Below are 18,526 nucleotides of genomic sequence, written 5' to 3'. Positions count from 1 at the left end.
GCGATGTTCAATGATCGCTCCTCCCCGCTCGCCCTGCTCCAGACCCGCCGTTCGGGCAAACCGCGCGACCTGATCGCGCCCGGCCCGGATGACGCGCAATTGCGCCAGATATTGGAGGTGGCGATCCGCACGCCCGACCATGGCAAGCTGGCCCCGTGGCGCTTCGTGGTCGTGCCGCTGGAAAAGCGCGCGGCCTTTGCCGACCTGCTCGAAACCGCCTATCGCGCCGAAAAGGCCGATGCCGGACGGCTGGAGATTGAGGCGATGCACCAGTTTGCGCATCAGGCGCCAACATTGGTGGTGGCCCTGTCCGCGCCGGTGACAGGCAGCAAGATACCGGTTTGGGAACAGCATTTGTCGGTTGGCGCGGCGATCATGAATTTGCTGAACGCGACCCATGCGCTGGGCTTTGCCGGGGGCTGGCTGACCGGGTGGCCAACCTATAATCAGGATGTGCGCGCGGCCTTTGGCGCGGAAGGCGAAAGCATCGCCGGCTTCATCTTTATCGGCACGCCGGGCAAGCCGCAGGAGGAGCGACCCCGGCCAGATTATGACGCGGTGATATCAGTTTGGGACAGATAGTTACGCAACCGACCCGATCCGGCGCAAGCAACTGACTTGCGCGCATCGCTGTATTATGGCACTGATGCAGTCATGGCCGACGATTCCAAACCCGTCTATCTCCGCCTGCGCGAGATTATTGCTGCGTCCATATTGGATGGTGAATTTAGCGATGGCGACATGCTGCCATCAGTGCGCGCCTTTGCCGCGCAACAAGGCGCCAATCCGCTGACTGTGGCCAAGGCCTATCAGAGTTTTCAGGATGACGGGCTGGTCGTGGTGAAACGCGGCGTCGGCATGTTCGTCGCCGACGGCGCAACCCGCCGCCTGCGCGTGGCGGAGCGGGAGCATTTTCTGGAAACCGTCTGGCCCCCGGTCGCGGCGCAGATCCGGCGGCTGGGGCTGCGGGTCGAGGAACTGGACGCGCAGAAGGCGTAAGCCGACCGCGCCTTTTCCTGTCTTTTCAGGTGCCATTCCCCAACCTTCGCTCGAAACGAACGGAACAAGGGACAGTCATCGCGCCTTACCAGGGACGATTTTTACAGCGCCGCCAGCGCGTCCACCGCTTCCTGCCGTCCGGTGAAGTTCATCGCCGCGGCTCGACCGAGCGCCAGCTTCGCCTCACCCTTGCGCCCGGCGGCGGCATAGGCCTGCCCCAGATGGAGTTGCAGCACGGGAAGCCCCGGTGCCAGCGCCACTGCCTTTTCCAGCAGATCGGCCACCGCCGGTCCCTTCTCTCCGGTCCGCAATAGCGTCCAGCCATAAATGTCTGCGGTCATCGGGTTGGCGGGCATCAGGCGATAGGCATGGGCCGCGTATGCCCGCGCTGCCGAACGATCCCCGCTTTCCAGCGCGGCGCGGGCGAGGTCGGCCATCAGCACCGCGTCGCCATCGCCGGTCTGCGCCCGCACCGCCTGCAACAGGCGCAGCGCAGCGCGCCAGTCCTGGCGCTGCATGGCGATGGCTGCGGCAAGGCGCTGGGCTTCGGCGTCATTGGGGTGCTGGGTCAGGAAGAGCTGCACGACCTGCGCCGCCCGTACCGCATTGCCCGCCTGCCCCCATGCGGCCACAAGGCGCATGGCAGCGGCGCGGTCGAACCGTATATTGGCGGCCGCCTCATAAGCGCGCGCCGCGTCGGCGGGACGGCCCGCAGCGCCAAGCGCATCACCACGGATCAGCCAAGCGTCAGGCGCACCGGGATTGGCGCGGCTGAGCGCCTCAGCGCGGGCCAGTGCGTCACCGGTGCGGCCGCTGCTTAGCAAGGCACGGATATAGGGGACATTGTCGCGCGCGGTCGCGGCGCTGGCGGGCGGCGGTCCATCGGCCAGCATCGCATCGCGCGGACTGGCGAAGGGATCGGCAGCCGCGCGAACCGGCCAGGCGGCGCGGGCCAGCATATCGGCAGCCATCGCCCGGTTGCCCAACCCCTCCTGCGCGCGCGCGGCCAGCGTCAGCACATAGGGATCGGCGTCGCGCTGGGCGACGATCGGTGCGAGCTGGCTCGCGGCGGCAGCATAATCGCCGCTCAGATAGTGGGCGCGGGCCAGCAGGGTGCGGGCGGTGCGATTATCGGGCTGGGCCGCGACCAGCGGGGCCAGCGCTTGCGCGGCCAGGACGGCATTGCCCTCCTGCAAATTCAGCACGCCGCGCAGCAACCGGGTCGCCGGTTCATCGTCCAGCCGCCCCTGCGTGCGATCCAGCAACGTGCGGGCCAGATCAGCCTTGCCCGCGCGCGCCGCCATCACCGCCTGCATCATCCACGCCCGCGCATTGGCGGGATCGAGCGCCAGTATCCGGCGTGTGAGGCTGAGCATCGCGCCCGCCGATCCGGCATCGGCCAGCGTCGCGGCATATTGCTCCATCGTCGGGATCGAATCGGGACGAACCGCCAGCGCCCGGTCGAACCAGGGCAGCGACGCCGTCAGGCCATATTGCGCTCGGGTCAGTTCACCGCGCAGCGTCAGCGCCTTGGCATCGGCAGGGTTCAGCGCAACGGCCCGGTCCGCCGCCGCAATCGCCCCCGCCTGATCGCCGGTCGCCAGCCGGAAGCGGCCAAGCTCAACCCAATTTTCCGCGTCATCGGGGGCAATCGACAGCGCGCTGGCCAGCGCATTCTGCGCCGCGCGCATATCCCCCTGCGCCATGGCGGCGCGCGCGGTAACCCGCGCGACCATGTCCAGCTCAGTGTCGGGTACGTCAGGCGCGCGCGCCTCCTTGAGCGCAGCCGCGGCATCGCCCTGCAACAATAGCGCCTGCGCCATGACCGCGCGGGTCTGCGACGGCGGCGCACCCAATGCCCGCGCGCGCTCCGCTTCGGCCTGCGCCCCCGCGCCATCGCCCAGTTCCACCAGCGCCCGCGCCTGCGCCTCCCGCGCCACCACGGATCGCGGCGCGCCCTTGATCGCGTTCATCAACTCGATCCGCGCCGTGCGCGCGTCCCCCTTGGCGAGCGCCGCCAGCCCGCGTGTCAGCGCCGCGCTGCCGTCGCGCTCATGCGCGCGCCATTGCCACAGGCCAGCCACGCCCAGCAGCAGGATGACGATCCCGGCGATCAGGAGGATGCGGGTCCGGCTCATGCCTGCATCTGATATTGCTTGAGCAGATCGTAGAGGGTCGGGCGGCTGATCCCCAATATCTTGGCCGCGCCCGATATATTGCCGTCGGTGCGGGCAATCGCCCGGCGGATGGCGCGACGGTCGGCCATTTCCCGCGCGGCCTTCAGGTTTACGACTTCGCCCCCGGCGGCGCGTTCCTCGTCCAGATCGAGATCGGCGGCGGTCACCAGCTTGCCATCGGCCAAGATGACCGCCCGTTTCATGCGATTTTCCAGTTCGCGCACATTGCCCGGCCAGGTCCAGGCATCAAGCGCAGCCAGCGCGTCGGGGGCCAGCCCCTTGACCCCAGGGTTCATCTCGCGGGCGAAACGGGCCAGGAAATGCCGCGCCAGCAGCGCCGGGTCGCCCGGCCTGTCTTTCAGCGTGGGGATGCGGATGACGATTTCGGCGAGGCGATAGTAAAGATCCTCACGGAAGCTGCCCGCCGCGATCATCTCCTCCAGATTCTGATGGGTCGCGCAGACGATTCGGGTATCGACGGCAATCGCGGTGCGACCGCCGACACGCTCGATCGAGCGCTCCTGCAAGAAGCGCAGCAATTTGACCTGAAGCGCCAGCGGAATGTCGCCCACTTCATCGAGGAACAATGTGCCGCCCTGCGCCTGTTCGATCTTGCCCGGCGTCGTCTTGATTGCGCCGGTGAACGCGCCCTTTTCATGGCCGAACAGTTCGGATTCCAGCAGCGTCTCAGGGATCGCCGCGCAATTGATCGCGACGAAAGCGCCGTTCCGGCGCGGGCTGGCATCATGCAGCCCCTGCGCCAGCAACTCCTTGCCCGTGCCGCTGGCCCCCAGCAGCAGGACCGAGACCTGCGCGCTGGCGACCCGTTCGATCGTGCGGGCGACCTTCATCATTTCCGGCGCAGCGCTGATCAGGCGGCCCAAGACCCGGCCATCATCCGGGGCGGTGTCGGCAAGGCGCGCATTTTCCTGTTCCAGCGCATGGACATGGAAAGCACGGCGGACGATCATGCCCAGTTCGTCAATATCGACCGGCTTCTGGTAAAAATCATAGGCGCCGCCCGCAATCGCATCCAGCGCGCTTTCACGCGCGCCATGGCCGGACGCGACGATGACCTTGGTGTCGGGCTTGATCCGCAATATCTCCGCCAGCGTGGCAAAGCCCTCGCTGGTGCCATCCGGGTCTGGCGGCAGGCCAAGGTCCAGCGTCACGACATCGGGCGTTTCCGCGCGCAGCATCTCGATCGCCTCGTCCCGGTCGCCCGCGATGAACAGCTGATAATCCTCATAGGCCCAGCGCAACTGGCGCTGGAGACCCGGATCATCCTCGACGATCAGCAATTTGGGGCGCGTGTCGCTCATCAGGCGGCTTTCTCTTGTCTGTCGATCCGGGGGGCCAGCGGCAGGCGCAGGGTGAAGCGGCTGCCGACGCCGATCTTGCTTTCAACGTCGATCCGCCCGCCCATGGCCTGCGCCAGCGCGCGGGCCTCGAACGCGCCAATGCCGAAACCGCCCACCTTGCTGGAGGAAAAGGGCTTGAACAGGTCGCGGCGGATATATTCCGCGCTCATGCCCCGGCCATGGTCGATAATCTCGACCAGCACATCGCTGGCATCGGCGGACAGGCGCAGTTCCACCGGACTGTCGGGCGCGCTGGCGTCGATCGCATTCTGGAGCAGATGGGTGAGTATCTGTTCGACCCGCGCGGGATCGGCCAGCGCCAGCGGCGCAGTGCCGAACACTTCGACCGGATGCTGGCGTGCGCGGGTGCGGGCGACCTGATCGGCCATGTCGCGCAGCGAGAGCGGACGGGGTTCTTCCGCTCTGCCCTTATTATGCTGCGACAGGCGGGCGAGCATGTCGTTCATCTTGCCGACCGATTCCTGGAGGGTCAGGACCATGTCGGCGCGGAAATCGGGGTTGTCGGCATGGCGCTGCGCATTGCGGGCGAGCAGCGAAAGCTGGCTCACCAGATTTTTGACATCATGGATGATGAAGGCGAAGCGGCGGTTGAATTCCTCGAACCGCTGCGCATCGTCCAGCGCCTGCTGGCCCTGCGCCTCGCTGATATAGGTCGCGGCCTGCCGCCCGGCTGCGCGCAGCATGTCGAAATCCTCCCAGTCGAGCCGCCGGTCGATCGGCGGGCGGGCGAGCAGGATTGCAGCGATCAGGCGGCCATAATGGACCAGCGGCACCAGCGCCCAGCCGCGCCTGTCCTCCGTCATCCAGTCGGGCAGGCGCAGCGCGCCCTCCCCGGTCCTGGGCTTGCCAAGGTCGATGATCCAGCCAGTCTGTTCCCATGCGACCACCGTCTCCGGGGCCAGCGTCGCACTGTCGGGCAGGTCGCCGTCCCAGTTCCAGTGGGTCTCGAAGGTCAGCCCGCCCTGTTCGTCGCGTAGCAACAGCATGGCGGCGGGCGAATCAGTGATGTCGGCGACCGCCTTGGCCACCCGCTCGCCCAGCGGCGCGGCATCCTCGCCGGGGCGGCCGATCGTCTCGCCAAAGCGCATCCATTCGGTGCGATAATCATAGCGATGCTGGAAGAAATGCTTGGCGACCTGCACCTTCCACAGCGCGCGCATCTGCGGCGATGGCAGCAGCACCAGCGCAGTGACGGCAGTGAAGAATACCGCGCCGATCTCCACCACGCGCGCATAAGGCCCAGCGATCAGCTCGACCAGCACAGCAGCAGCGATCAAAACAATGACATAGAGCGCAATGGCAAAGAGCGAGAGCGACTGGAAGGTCAGGGTGCGCGACAATTGCAGCCGCCCGGCCATATCCTTGCGCATCCCCACCGCGATCACCGGGACGAGCAGCGCCATAAGCAGGCCGCGCAGCGCGTAAAGCTCGCTCACGCGGGTCGGGGCTAAATAGCAGAGCGCGTAGAGATTAAGGTCATAGGTCCACATCGCCGCCAGCGCGCCGAGCAGCAGCGCCACCCCGCCCCGCTCACGCGAGGGCCAGCCGGTGTAGAGATGATGGACCAGCAGCAGGCTGCCGATCGCGGTCATCATCCGCAGCACCAGCGACACATTGACCAGCGCGCGATGCATATCGCTGTCTGGCGACAATTGCCGCCAGACCAGGTCGGTGGAGGTCTGGAGCAGGATCAGCCCGGCAACTGCAGCATAAAGCGCGCTGATCGCCAGGATCGGCCCGGCCCGGCCCACCGGCCCGCGTCGCAGCATGACGAACATGGTCAGCAGCCAGGCGGCATTGCGGATGCTCTCGCCGATACCGGTCAGCGGTTTGGAGACGCCGCCGAAGGACACATACAGCGCCCAGCAACTGGTCAGCAGCAGCGCGGCCGCCAGCATCCGGGGTTCGGCCGTGTCGTCCCGCCGCCGCAGGATGAAGATGCCCAGCGCCGCAAACAGCACCGCGGCCAGCGCATGGCCCCAGTCGCCGACAAATTGAAGCAGCGTGCCCATAGAGTGCGCCTCAGCGCGCGCCGTCGGGCCAGAGGACCACCCGCAAAGTCTGGATCAGGATCAAAAGGTCCAGGAAAGGCGTGTAATTCTTGGCGTAATACAGATCATATTCCAGCTTGTGCCGGGCATCCTCGATCGACGCGCCATAGGGGTAGTTGATCTGCGCCCAGCCGGTGATGCCGGGCTTTACCATATGGCGTTCGGCATAATAGCGCAGATGCTGTTCCAGATCCTCGACGAACTGGCGGCGTTCGGGGCGCGGGCCGACAAAGCTCATTTCACCTTTCAGCACGGTCCAGGTCTGCGGCAATTCATCGATCCGCAGCTTGCGCAGCCAATAGCCAAGGCGGGTGATGCGCGGATCATCCTTTTCCGCCCAGACCGCCTGACCATCGACTTCCGCATCGGTCCGCATGGTACGCAGCTTCACGATCCAGAATTCCTGGCCGAACAGGCCAACCCGCTGTTGCCGGTAGAAAGCCGGTCCCTTGCTGTCGAGCTTCACCAAGATGGCGGCGATCAGAATGACGGGGCCGGTCAGCGCCAGCAGCAGGGCGCTGGCAAGGATGTCGAACAGCCGCTTGGCGAAACTGGATATGCGGCGACCGGCGGAAAAGCCGTCGGAAAAGATCAGCCAGCTGGGATTGACGCTGGCCAGATCGACGCGGCCCGTCTCCCGCTCAAGGAAGGTCGACAGGTCGTTGACATGCACGCCGGTGGTCTTGATCCGCAACAGGTCGGACATCGGGATAGCGTTGCGCCGTTCCTCCAGCGCCAGCACCACTTCGCTGGCGTTCAGGCGGACGACGAAATCGGACAGATTATAGATGGCGCTGCGGTTGATCGCTTCCTGCACCACCTGCGGCCCGTCATTCATGGCGATATAGCCGACAACCAAATAGCCAGCGCCCTTCTTCTTTTCCAGTTCGCGGATGCGGTCGGCGCGATTGCCCGCACCCAGCACGACCAGCCGCCGCTTGAACGCTTCGCCGCCCAGCATCGAACCGAGCAGCAGGCGCAGCGCCAGCAGCAAGCCCATCGCCAGCCCCATCGCGTAGAGCGAGTTGGAGCGCCACAGCGTCATGCCGGGCAGCAGGAAATAAAGGACAGAGAGAAAAATGACGCCCAGCGACACCGCGACCAGCAGCCGCGCAAAGGCGAATCGGATCGATTGCAACGCTTCGGTGCCATAGACGCCGACCGCGATCATGCCGGTCTGGATGGCGAAGGCGAAGCTGAGCAGCGGCCCCATGCGGGTCGTCACATGCTCGATATCCATGCCGATCTGGTGCGCGCGCAAGATCCAGCCGCCCTCTGCGGCGCAGAGCAGCAGCACGAAATCGAGCAGCCCCAGCAGCAGCACGGCGTGCGGCACATAATGTTTGAACAGCCTGATCATGGTCGCACTATCGGTCCTGGTGGTGTCGGACCTGCCCTTACAATGACTGTAAGAAAATCCGACAGGCCCATACCCTGCCCGAAAATGGCAAAGAAATCCTGAATCCGGGGCGAAAGTGCTTTAATATGGAGCGCTGGGATTGCCCTATCATGTCAGCGTGTCCCGCCGCTATTGATCAATTATCGTTGCGCAGCTTGTCGGCGGCATCCTTGGCCGCGTCGCCGACCATTTTGGCCGCGTCATCGACCGACTGCGCGGCGCCGGTGACGGCTTCCGCCTGACGGTCATCGCGGCGATCATTGGTCAGGTAGAAAAAACCGATGGCCAGAATCAGCGCCAGTGCGACCAGCGCAAACACCACGCCGCTGCCACGCGATCGCTCGACTATGATGACATGAACGGACGGATCGTCCCGCCCCGTGGGGTCATTGCCCATATTGCGTCTCCTTGATGGAGCAACAACGGGCAGAGCGGGCCAATCGTTCCGGTTAGAGTCTGATTCGAAATGCGCCTCCGGCGCGGTAACAGAAATGCGCTCTTTCGCGCATTTTGAAACAGACTCTCAGTCCTCCAGCGGACCATGGTCGCGACCCCGGCTGAGCCGGTCGACATCGTCCATAATCTCGTCCAGCACGGCTGTTTCGGTCGTCACCTGGCTGCGGCGCGACGGCAGGTCGCCGCTTTCGAGTATCTGTTCCAGCGCCGCGCGACCGCGGGCCACCCGGCTCTTGATCGTGCCGACAGCCACGCCGCAAATCTCGGCGGCTTCCTCATAGGCAAAGCCCCCTGCGCCGACCAGAATCAGCGCCTCGCGCTGGGGCTGGGGAAGTTGCAGCAGGGCGCGCTGCATGTCGCTAAGTTCGACATGCTTGTCCTGCGATGCGGGCGCCGCGAGGATGCGATCGGCGGTCAGATCGTCCCAATCACCGCGAAAGCGCGAACGGCGCATCTGCGAGAGATAATGGTTGCGCAGGATGATGAAGGTCCAGGCGCGCATGTTGGTGCCGGCCTGAAAGCGCTGCCGCGCCGCCCACGCCTTGAGCAGCGTTTCCTGCACCAGATCGTCCGCCGTATCCCGGTTGCCCGACAGCGAACGGCCAAAGGCGCGAAGGTGCGGGATGACCGCTGCCAGTTCACGCTTGAAATCCGTATCCGAAAGCGGCGCACGCTCTTCAGCTGGCACAATCTCGGTCAGGTCATCGCTGTCGCCAACGTCATCAGACATGGGCAGGTCCCCCTTGGTGGTTGCCGTCCTCATCCCATGAACCAACATCGTCAAAGCCATAAATGCGCCCGCATCCTAAATCATGTGCCGTCAAAAACCAGTTCCCGCAATCCGAGCCGTCAGCGCCAAAGAACGAACAGCATTACGATCACGGCCAATGCGAGCGAGATGCCCAGCACATAGCGCACGACATGCTCCGTCGATCCGCCGCGCGCGTCATCGGTTGCGATATGCTTTTCTGGATCAACCATGGCCCATCTCCCGATCGTTACGCATCATTAACGCCAGCAACGATCGGGAGTTCCACCAGTCGGTTATTAACGCCGAGTTGATCAGGCCGGGGCAGTCGCTTCATCGAAGAACAGCGCCTGCGAAATCGCGGCCTTCACCGTGGACCGCTGGAACGGCTTGGTGATCAGGAAGGTCGGCTCCGGCCGTTCGCCCGTCAGCAGCCGTTCGGGGAAGGCGGTGATGAAGATCACCGGCACCGAAAATTCAGCCAGTATGTCCTTCACCGCGTCAATGCCGCTGCTGTCGTCGGCCAGCTGAATGTCGGCCAGCACCAGCCCCGGACGATCGGCCAGCGCTTCGCGCACCGCATCCTCCGCCGTCACGGCGATGGCGGTCACATCATGGCCCAGATCTCGGACGATGGTTTCAATGTCCATCGCGATGATCGGCTCATCCTCGATAATCAGCACCTTGGCGCGGGTCTGCGCCTCGATTTCGCTCAGTGCTTCCTCGACCAGCGCTTCCACATCGGCGCTGTCCATGTCGATGAGATAGGCGACGTCGTCGACGGTGAAGCCTTCGAGCGCAGTCAGCAGCAGCGCCTGACGCGGCAGCGGGGTCAGACGGGCAAGCCGCGCCTGCGCGATCGCTTCGCGACTACCGCCTGACGTGACCGGAATATCCTCCAGATGGGAGGAGGACCAGATGGCGTGGAAGGTGCGATAGAGGCCCAGACGAGGATCGACGTCGGATGGGAACTCCTCCGGCGCGGCGACGATCGCCTCCAACGCGGCGCGGACATAGGCGTCGCCATGCGCCTGGCTGCCGGTCAACGCGCGGGCATAGCGCCGCAGGAACGGAAGATGGGGGTGCAATTGCTGTCCAAGCGACATCGTCAAATCTTCTCCCTGCCCATAAGGGGCGTAATGTTCCGAAGCATCGGTGCCGGCATAGAGGTGTGGCGTGTGAAAGGATGGAATGTCCCTGCCGACATGGCAACCCCCGTCCCCCCAAACATCGCCAAAAGCGCGGCTGCATAAAAAATGCTTCATTCGCCGGAACCATCAATGACGAGATTTGTTTCGCAGCCATATGGATTTTTCGATTTTATCGTGAATTTTGTATCAATCGCGCGGGACGACGAATTGACGTCCTGCAAGAATCCCGCAAATACGGGCAGACTGGCGTGTCAGATATTGCTTCAGAGGGGCTGATTTTGGTTTCTTCATCGACGGAACGTAATGCGGCGGGAGGGGGTAAGCCAGATGGCGTTACCAGCCCGGACAGCGGCCCCCATGCCGCTTCGTCACCCCGCAAGCGCCGTGCCGCCCCCAAAGAAGATGGCCATGTGTCCCAGGCGTTGCGCACCGTCTATCAGCGCGCTGTGGATGAAGATATCCCGTCGGAAATGCTCGATCTGCTGAGCAAGCTGGACTGATACAGTCATGAACGGGGGCAGCCTTCCTCCGGCCGCCCGCACCGGGACCGCCCGATCGCCGGGCGTTCCGCTTGCTGGATTTTTCCGGTCAACCGGCGTCAAGATGTTCCTCATCCTGACGCTGGCGCTTCTGCCGTTGGGGCTGATCGCGCTCATCGCCTCGCTCCAGGCCATCCGCACCGCCGACCTTGAAAAGGAAGCCCTGCTACGCGTCGCGGTGACGCAGAGCGCGCGCAAGCTGACCGCCGATCTGCAATCGGACCGGACAGCGCTGGAACTGACCGTCAACGCCCTCGCCAGCCCGGGTGGCGAGACCGGCATCTGCCAGCGGCTGGAGCTTTTCCTGACCTCGCATGATCGCAATGGCGGGCTTTTTTACATTTACGACCGGCGCGGCCAGCGCCTGTGCGGATCAACGGTCTCGGAACCCGCTGGCATCGCCATTGGCGAGCGTTTCGCGGGCAAGGACGCGCAATTGCTGCCCGCGTCCCAATTTCTGGTGAGCCGGGTGCGCAGCCGCAACGGCGCGTTGGTGGGCTTTGCCTATTATTCGCGCGCGCATCTCGAAAGCGTCGCTGATCCCGCCACCGCGCTGCAAAACCGGCAACTGACCCTGCGGCAGGGTAACGCGCGGATGGTCATCAGCCGTCCCGGCGGCGCGCCGATCAATGGCCATAGCAGCAGCCTGTCGGCCCGGCTCGATCCGCCCGACATCGTACTGACCATGACGGTGCGGGATCCGCCCGCAACGGTTGCCCGGATGCTCTCGCTCTTCCTGCCACTCGTCATGTGGTTTGCGGCGGCGGCGGTCGGCTGGTTTGTCGTCAATCGCCTGTTGATCCGCCCGCTGGTGCTGCTGCGCCGGTCTGTTGCGGCCTATCATCCGGGCGAAGTGCTGGAGCCGCTGCAAAAGGTCCGCACTCCGGCGCAGGAGATCGTCGCGCTGGGCGAAACCTTCCGCGAGATCAGCGAAGATGTCGCCACTCATGAAGCGGAAATGGCGCAGGGGCTGGAAACCCAGCGCAAGCTAACCCGTGAAGTGCATCACCGGGTCAAGAACAACCTCCAGATCATCGCCAGCCTGATCAACCTGCACGCCCGGTCCGCGCATGATCCCGAAGCGGTGGAAGCCTATGCCTCGATCCAGCGGCGGGTTGATGCTCTGTCCGTCGTCCATCGCAATCATTTCGCCGAGCTGGAGGATAATCGCGGCGTGGGCGTGCGCCCGCTGATCAGCGAATTGTCCGCCAGCCTGCGCGGCACCGCCCCGGCACAAGCCCGGCGCTTTGGCATTCAGATCGACGCGGACGACCTGCACATCAGTCAGGATGTCGCCGTGCCGATCGCCTTTCTGCTGACCGAACTGGTCGAACTGGCAATGATGCTCGACCCGCATGGCGCGATGCGGATTGCGGTGCGGGGCGTGGCGGGTCGCGACAATCGCGCGCTGCTGAGCGTGCGGTCGAGCGGCCTGCGCGCGTCGGAGGCGATGACCATCCATCTGGCCGAACGTTATGGCCGGGTGCTGACCGGCCTGTCGCGGCAACTGCGCGCGCCGCTGGACCATGATGCGGAAGCGGGCGGCTATACGATCGAGATCAGCGTCATTCCGTAAAGTTTTGAATGCTTCACCCTGCCCCGTTCATTTCGAGCGAAGTCGAGAAACGGTAGCGCGCCGGTTTCTCGACTTCGCTCGAAACGAACGGAGGTTGGGGCTTTTACGCCAAAATCATCACGCTCAGGCGCGCTGATAATCCCGGCGGAAATCGGCGGCAAATGTAGCGAACTGCCCGGCAGCGATGCTGTCGCGGATCGCCTGCATCAGCGATTGGTAGAAATGGATATTATGCTGGGTCATCAGCATCGCGCCCAGCATCTCTCCGGCTTTCACCAGATGATGCAGATAGGCCCGCCCCCAGGTCGCGCAGACCGGGCAGGTGCAGCGCGGGTCGAGCGGGCCGGTATCTTCGGCAAAGCGGGCATTGCGGATGTTGAGCGGTCCGGCCCAGGTGAAAGCCTGCCCGTTGCGCCCCGACCGGGTGGGCAGCACGCAATCGAACATGTCGATGCCGCGTTCGACCGCGCCGACGATGTCGTCTGGCTTGCCCACGCCCATCAGGTAGCGCGGCTTGTCCTGCGGCAGCATATCGGGCGCGAAATCGAGCGTGGCGAACATCGCCTCCTGCCCCTCCCCCACGGCCAGACCGCCCACGGCATAGCCATCAAAGCCGATGTCGATCAGTTGCTGCGCGGACTGCTGCCTTAAACCTTTGTCCAGCGAACCCTGCTGGATGCCGAACAAGGCCGCGCGCTCCGCATGGTCGCCACCTGCATCAAAACCGTCGCGCGATCGCCTGGCCCAACGCATCGATCGCTCCATCGACCGCGCCGCCTCATCATGGGTGCAGCCATTTTTGGTGCATTCGTCGAACGCCATCACAATGTCGCTGTCGAGCAGCCGCTGGATTTCCATCGACCGTTCGGGGGTCAGCATATGCTTGGACCCGTCGATATGGCTGGAAAAAGCGACGCCCTGCTCGCTCATCTTGGTGAGTTCCGACAGGCTCATCACCTGATAGCCGCCACTGTCGGTCAGGATCGGCCGGTCCCAGCCCATGAAACCATGCAGGCCACCCAGCCGCGCCATGCGCTCCGCGCCGGGACGCAGCATCAGATGATAGGTATTGCCCAGGATGATATCGGCCCCGGTCGCGCGCACTTCGGCCGGGCGCATCGCCTTGACCGTGGCGGCGGTGCCGACCGGCATGAAGGCGGGCGTGCGGATCTCGCCGCGCTGCATCTGTATCGCGCCGGTGCGCGCCTTGCCGTCAGTCGCGGCGATGGAAAAGGAAAAACGGGTCTGGGTCACGCGCGCCGTTTATGAGCGAACGGGCGCAGGCACAAGGGTTCAACCCGCCTTGCGCACGCCTTCAAACAGCATCAGCGCGTCGATGTTGAAGCCTTCGACCCGGCGATAGGGACCGATGAAGCGCAGGCAGTCCGCCGACAGGCGCAACGGCCATGCCGCGCCCGCCGCGTCATGGAGGGCCAGCGTGACAAATTTGGAGTCCTGATCGCGGTCGTTCATCCGACTCTGGCTAATTAATAAAGGTTAACAAAGCCCTGAGCGACGATCGAGAATAGCCAAGGACGGGCATTTTGTTGCATATCCGCAACAAGGAGTCTCATTTGGGCCAATTTGTGACGACGCGTTTGCAACAGTTCCCTACAAAAATAGTTAACGGGCTGTTCACCGGCGGGGGGTTGATTGCATCCTCCATGCGAGCCTGTTCTGTTCAGTCGGAATAGAAAAACGGGGACGCAGATGATTGATTCAGGACGGTTTAGTCCGGCAAGAGACGTGGTCGAAACGGCCGGTGAGGAGCATTTTGCGCCCGACACCGACCAACCGGCCTTTTCCGTAGCGGAAATAGCGGTTCCAACCGGCCGCTCCACCCTTTTCGACCTGGGCCAGATCGATGTGCGCTGGGACGAGGAACTGGCGACCCTGTGGGCATTCATGACCCCGCATGAACGGCCCAATTCCAATCTGGGCCTGATTCGCGACACGATGGCGTGGCAGCGGGAGAGCAAGCGCGTCTATGGCGGCGCTGACGGCAGCGGGCGCGATGGCCCGCTCAAATTCATGGTGCTGGGGTCGCGCTTCCCCGGCGTGTTCAATCTGGGCGGCGATCTGGAGATGTTCGCCGAATGCATCCAGCGCCGCGATCGCGCCACCTTGCTCAGCTATGGCGTCGCCTGCTGCGAGATTGTCGATCGCATCTGGCACTGCAACGACATGAACATCATCAATATCGGACTGGCGCAGGGCGACGCGCTGGGCGGCGGGCTGGAAGCGCTGATGTGCTTCGACGTCATCATCGCCGAGCGGCAGGCCAAATTCGGCCTGCCCGAAGTCCTGTTCGGCCTGTTCCCCGGCATGGGTGCCTATTCGGTGCTGTCGCGCCGGGTCGGCCCCGTGCTGGCGCGCGAGATGATTGCCGAGGGGCGCATCTATAGCGCGGACGAAATGTGCGAGATGGGCATTGTCGCGCAGGTCGTCGAGCAGGGAGAAGGCGAGGCGGCGACTGCCAAATGGATTGCCGACCATAGCCCCCACCATGCCGGTTATGTCGGCATCAACCGGGCCGGGCGACGGGTCAATCCGCTGACGCTGGCCGAACTGACCGACATTGTCGAGACATGGACCGATACGGCCCTGTCGCTGTCCGATCGCGACTTGCGGATGATGCGGCGGCTGGCGGCGGCGCAGACCCGCTTGCGCTGAAACGCCATCGCGGCGGCGGGTCAGGCCTGACGCCGCGGCCGTTTGTGGATGACGGGATCGGGGCGTTCGCCCCCTTCGAGCGGACCGTCGGCGATCATTTCGGCGATCCGTTCGCTCGTCACCGGACGGCTGAACAAATAGCCCTGCACATTGGTAAAGCCGGCTTCACGGGCGTGATGTAGCTGGTCGGCCGTCTCTATGCCTTCGGCCACCGTGTCCATCGCCAGATCGCGGGCAAGGTTGCCGATGGCGCGCACGATCGCGCGATCCTCCGCGTTCGAGCTGACCCCGGCCATGAAGCTCTGATCCACCTTGAGCGTGTCGAACCGGTAGGAACGCAGATAGGAGAGCGAGCTGTAGCCGGTGCCGAAATCGTCGAGCGCCAACCGCAGGCCGATGCGCTGCAATTCGCGCAGGATCGCGTTGGTCTGGCCGCTATCGTCCAGGAAAATAGATTCAGTGACTTCCAGCTCCAGCCGCCGTGCGGGCAGGCCGGTCTCCAGCAGCGCGGCGATGACATTGCCGGGCAGGTCGTGCGACTTCAATGAGGCAGGCGACACGTTGATGGCGATGCGAACCTCGCCAGGCCAGGAGGCCGCAGCGATACAGGCTTCGCGCAGCACCCAGCCGGTCATCGCCTCGATCATCCCCATGCTTTCGGCGATCGGGATGAATTCGCCGGGCGAAATCGGACCCAGCACCGGATGATCCCAGCGCAGCAGCGCCTCGCACGCATCGATATGGCCGCTTTCCAGGTCGACGATCGGCTGGAACAGCAATTTGAGTTCATTCGTCTCCAGCGCGCGCCGCAGACCGGTCTCAATCTCATGGACGCGATTGAAGCGTTCCTTGAGCGACCAGTTGAAGCTGGACGCGCGGTTGCGCCCCTCCCGCTTGGCTTCGTAGAGCGCCAGGTCGGCATGTTGCATCAGCTCGTCCATGTCGCGTCCGTCCTGCGGCGCAACCGCAAAGCCGATGGAGGCGGTGACTTGGAGATGATTGTCCGACAGATCGAAGCCATGGGCGAAATAGCTGATGATTTCCTGCGCGATCGCCGCCGCCGTCACCCGGTCCGTATCAGCGCAGATGATGACAAATTCATCGCCGCCAAAACGCGCGATCCGGCCACGGCCCTGCACGACCTCATCCAGCCGCTCCGCCACCGCGCGCAGCAACTGGTCGCCGACCATATGGCCAAGCGAATCATTAATTTCCTTGAACCGGTCAATGTCCATCCACAGGATGGCGACGGCATCGTTGCGCTTCTGGCTGGTTTCGAAGATTTCGCGCAGCCGCATCTGCATCGCCATGCGGTTTTCCAGCCCCGTCAGACTGTCGAAGCGGGCGAGTCGTTCGAATTTTTCCGCCAGCAACGACTTGTCACGCTTGCCGATCAGCGCCTGGACGACGATGCGATGGGTGGTCGAGCTGATTTCCGCCAGACCCAGCACCATCGCCACCATAGCGACCGACAGGACGCGATAGCCGGTCGATCCTTCCATCCATAGCCCGGTCGCGGTCGGCAGCAGGGCTAGGCATACCTGCCCGATGGCGATCTGGACGCGCCCTGCATTGCGGCCGGAGATACCGCCTGCATAGCCCGTCGCCATCGACACGCTGAGCATATGGATGACCGGATTGCCCGATCCGATGAGCGTCACGAAACCCATCAACCCCAGCAGCCCGGCATAGGCCCAGGCGCCCAGTTCATAGGCCAGTTCCCAGTTGCGCGAGGCCACAGCGGTGCCGCGCACCAGCTGGCGATGGAAGAAAACCGCGGAAATCACGCGCAATGTGGCAACAATACAGACCGCGATCACGACCGCATGGATCGCCGGAAAGTTGCTCATGCTGCTGATAACGATGCCTACGGCGGTGCCAGTGGCCGCGCCGATCGTCAGGGACGTTGGAGACGCATACAGGGATTCGACAAGGCTACGCCGAACATCGGCGTCCTGCCCCGGTCCTTGCGCCAAGCGCTTTTCCAGCAATGTCCTCAAAGCGCGCAAATTGGCGGGTCTCCGGTTCCCAGACCCGGTGTCGCATTTTCCCTTTATTTTTTGGTTAATATGGCCGCAGCCCCAGCCGAAGGGCTGCCCGGCTTGAACCGACTGGTCGGGCTGATATGGCAGCCCCATCCTGCCCCATAGCCTGGAGTCTGCCCGATGCACCCGCTTGATCGTCCCGTCTGGCACACGCTGCGCAGCGGCTGGGCGGCGTTGGCGCAGGGGGATGACCGGGCGATGCGGCTCGATCCCGCTTATGGCCCCTTCGCGGCGACCGGAGATGACGGCCCGGACAGCCTGATGGCGCTGGCCGCGCTCGCGACCGGCGATAGCGAAATGTGGCTGGTCGGACAGGATGTGGCGGTGGCCCCGGCGGGTATGACGATCGCGCGCACCGCGACGTTGGCCCAGATGGTCGCAGCAACAGTTACCCCTGCCCCGGCAACGCCATGTGAGTGGATCGTGCTTGGCGAAGCCGACGCTGACCAAATGCGCGCACTGGCACTATTGACCCGGCCCGGCCCCTTTCACCCGCTCACCCATCGGCTGGGCCGCTTCATCGGCGTGCGCGAACATGGGCAGCTGATCGCGATGGCGGGCGAGCGGATGCGCCTGCCCGGCTTTACCGAGGTCAGCGGCGTCTGCACCCATCCCGATTTTCGTGGCCGGGGTCTCGCCGGCGCACTGATGCGGATCGTCATGCAGGCAATGCTGGAGCGGGGCGAGACGCCCTTCCTCCACGCCTATGCCGCCCATGACCGGACGATCGCGCTTTACGAGACGCTGGGCTTTGCGGTGCGGGCAGAGTTGCCGATGGTGGTGCTGGTGCGCGATCCGGCTAACGCCTGACGGGCTCGCAGGCTATGCCGTCCAGGTCGCCATCCATGCTGACGTCATAGCCCGGCTGCCCGCGGTAAATCGGCGCAACGCCAGCAGCCCATGCCGCGCGGCAATCCCGAAAGACGGTGACCGTCGCATTACTACGGACAATCCTACGTTCGACCGGCGCGGTAGCACGATCGCCACCAGCCGAGGGCTGTTGCGCGTCCAGTTCCGCAGCACTCATCGGCAGTTCACGCACGACCGGCTCCGGCATCACGACCGGGGCCTCGACCATAGCTGGCTCTGCCGGACCCGGCGCGGTAGGTCCGTTGCGGAACCAGTGGAGTGATAGCGCGGCCACCAGCCCGACCGCGAAAACACCAACCAGCCGCAGAGCCAATGTCATCCGGGCTTCGCGCCGCTGCCGGGCGCGGTAGGCGGGGTCGAGTTGCACCGGGACGGCGCGGAAAGGCTTTTTGAAACTCATCGCCATTTTGCTAGCGGCAATCGGTAAACAGCCGGTTGCCGTGCGTAGCGCACAATAAAA

At 64.3% G+C, this 18,526-nt stretch carries 18 protein-coding genes; 6 read left to right on the top strand and 12 right to left on the bottom strand.

Annotated features, from left to right (window positions below; genetic code table 11):
• Positions 1–3: 3 nt before the first annotated feature.
• Positions 4–582, top strand: a complete 579-nt coding sequence (locus KRZ98_RS01245) for a nitroreductase (RefSeq protein WP_217672391.1) — start codon at positions 4–6, stop codon at positions 580–582.
• A 72-nt stretch (positions 583–654) separates the two neighbouring features.
• On the top strand, positions 655–999 hold the full coding sequence (locus tag KRZ98_RS01240; RefSeq protein WP_217671842.1) for a GntR family transcriptional regulator: 345 nt from the start codon (positions 655–657) through the stop codon (positions 997–999).
• Positions 1,000–1,100: 101 nt separating this feature from the next.
• On the opposite strand, the gene KRZ98_RS01235 is transcribed toward KRZ98_RS01240, so the two are convergent.
• From KRZ98_RS01235 to KRZ98_RS01205, 8 genes are all read right to left on the bottom strand, one after another.
• Positions 1,101–3,137: a tetratricopeptide repeat protein gene (locus KRZ98_RS01235; protein ID WP_217671840.1), complete on the bottom strand. Its 2,037-nt coding sequence runs from the start codon at positions 3,135–3,137 to the stop codon at positions 1,101–1,103.
• Positions 3,134–4,498 (bottom strand): PEP-CTERM-box response regulator transcription factor, encoded by a 1,365-nt coding sequence (prsR, locus tag KRZ98_RS01230; protein WP_217671839.1) that lies wholly within the window; start codon positions 4,496–4,498, stop codon positions 3,134–3,136. The genes KRZ98_RS01235 and prsR overlap by 4 nt, the downstream gene beginning before the upstream one ends.
• Positions 4,498–6,570 carry an XrtA/PEP-CTERM system histidine kinase PrsK gene (prsK, locus tag KRZ98_RS01225; RefSeq protein WP_217671838.1) on the bottom strand — a complete coding sequence of 691 codons (2,073 nt, stop codon included), beginning with the start codon at positions 6,568–6,570 and terminating at the stop codon, positions 4,498–4,500. The genes prsR and prsK overlap by 1 nt, the downstream gene beginning before the upstream one ends.
• Before the next feature lie 10 nt (positions 6,571–6,580).
• Positions 6,581–7,969, bottom strand: a complete 1,389-nt coding sequence (locus tag KRZ98_RS01220; RefSeq protein WP_217671836.1) for a TIGR03013 family XrtA/PEP-CTERM system glycosyltransferase — start codon at positions 7,967–7,969, stop codon at positions 6,581–6,583.
• A gap of 175 nt (positions 7,970–8,144) precedes the next feature.
• Positions 8,145–8,405, bottom strand: a complete 261-nt coding sequence (locus KRZ98_RS01215) for a hypothetical protein (RefSeq protein ID WP_217671835.1) — start codon at positions 8,403–8,405, stop codon at positions 8,145–8,147.
• A 126-nt stretch (positions 8,406–8,531) separates the two neighbouring features.
• Positions 8,532–9,194 carry a sigma-70 family RNA polymerase sigma factor gene (locus tag KRZ98_RS01210; RefSeq protein ID WP_119745701.1) on the bottom strand — a complete coding sequence of 221 codons (663 nt, stop codon included), beginning with the start codon at positions 9,192–9,194 and terminating at the stop codon, positions 8,532–8,534.
• Between the two features lie 119 nt (positions 9,195–9,313).
• Positions 9,314–9,445: a hypothetical protein gene (locus tag KRZ98_RS24340; RefSeq protein ID WP_302849057.1), complete on the bottom strand. Its 132-nt coding sequence runs from the start codon at positions 9,443–9,445 to the stop codon at positions 9,314–9,316.
• A gap of 81 nt (positions 9,446–9,526) precedes the next feature.
• On the bottom strand, positions 9,527–10,318 hold the full coding sequence (locus tag KRZ98_RS01205) for a response regulator (protein ID WP_217672390.1): 792 nt from the start codon (positions 10,316–10,318) through the stop codon (positions 9,527–9,529).
• A gap of 80 nt (positions 10,319–10,398) precedes the next feature.
• Between KRZ98_RS01205 and KRZ98_RS23935 the strand changes: the two genes are divergently transcribed.
• On the top strand, positions 10,399–10,863 hold the full coding sequence (locus KRZ98_RS23935; RefSeq protein ID WP_254798003.1) for a NepR family anti-sigma factor: 465 nt from the start codon (positions 10,399–10,401) through the stop codon (positions 10,861–10,863).
• A gap of 103 nt (positions 10,864–10,966) precedes the next feature.
• Positions 10,967–12,478: a sensor histidine kinase gene (locus tag KRZ98_RS01195; RefSeq protein ID WP_217672388.1), complete on the top strand. Its 1,512-nt coding sequence runs from the start codon at positions 10,967–10,969 to the stop codon at positions 12,476–12,478.
• A gap of 123 nt (positions 12,479–12,601) precedes the next feature.
• Here the strand turns inward: KRZ98_RS01195 and tgt are convergent, their stop codons facing one another.
• Together tgt and KRZ98_RS01185 are read right to left on the bottom strand one after the other, a co-directional pair.
• Positions 12,602–13,732 (bottom strand): tRNA guanosine(34) transglycosylase Tgt, encoded by a 1,131-nt coding sequence (tgt, locus tag KRZ98_RS01190; RefSeq protein ID WP_217671833.1) that lies wholly within the window; start codon positions 13,730–13,732, stop codon positions 12,602–12,604.
• A gap of 39 nt (positions 13,733–13,771) precedes the next feature.
• Positions 13,772–13,951 (bottom strand): hypothetical protein, encoded by a 180-nt coding sequence (locus KRZ98_RS01185; protein WP_217671832.1) that lies wholly within the window; start codon positions 13,949–13,951, stop codon positions 13,772–13,774.
• Between the two features lie 237 nt (positions 13,952–14,188).
• Between KRZ98_RS01185 and KRZ98_RS01180 the strand changes: the two genes are divergently transcribed.
• Positions 14,189–15,151 carry a crotonase/enoyl-CoA hydratase family protein gene (locus KRZ98_RS01180; RefSeq protein ID WP_217671831.1) on the top strand — a complete coding sequence of 321 codons (963 nt, stop codon included), beginning with the start codon at positions 14,189–14,191 and terminating at the stop codon, positions 15,149–15,151.
• A gap of 20 nt (positions 15,152–15,171) precedes the next feature.
• Here the strand turns inward: KRZ98_RS01180 and KRZ98_RS01175 are convergent, their stop codons facing one another.
• Entirely contained in the window at positions 15,172–17,160 is a 1,989-nt protein-coding gene (locus KRZ98_RS01175; RefSeq protein ID WP_217671830.1) for a bifunctional diguanylate cyclase/phosphodiesterase, read from the bottom strand.
• A 156-nt stretch (positions 17,161–17,316) separates the two neighbouring features.
• Here KRZ98_RS01175 and KRZ98_RS01170 point away from each other — a divergent pair, with 156 nt between their 5' ends.
• The gene (locus KRZ98_RS01170; protein WP_217671829.1) at positions 17,317–18,006 is read left to right on the top strand and encodes a GNAT family N-acetyltransferase; all 690 of its coding nucleotides are present in this window, start codon (positions 17,317–17,319) and stop codon (positions 18,004–18,006) included.
• Here KRZ98_RS01170 and KRZ98_RS23930 read toward each other — a convergent pair.
• Positions 17,996–18,472 (bottom strand): excalibur calcium-binding domain-containing protein, encoded by a 477-nt coding sequence (locus tag KRZ98_RS23930; RefSeq protein WP_254798001.1) that lies wholly within the window; start codon positions 18,470–18,472, stop codon positions 17,996–17,998. The genes KRZ98_RS01170 and KRZ98_RS23930 overlap by 11 nt on opposite strands.
• Between the last annotated feature and the right edge of the window lie 54 nt (positions 18,473–18,526).

It is taken from the genome of Sphingobium sp. AS12 (assembly GCF_019097845.1).
Classification (GTDB): Bacteria; Pseudomonadota; Alphaproteobacteria; order Sphingomonadales; family Sphingomonadaceae; genus Sphingobium.
This window is presented reverse-complemented; position numbering and strand designations above follow the sequence as displayed.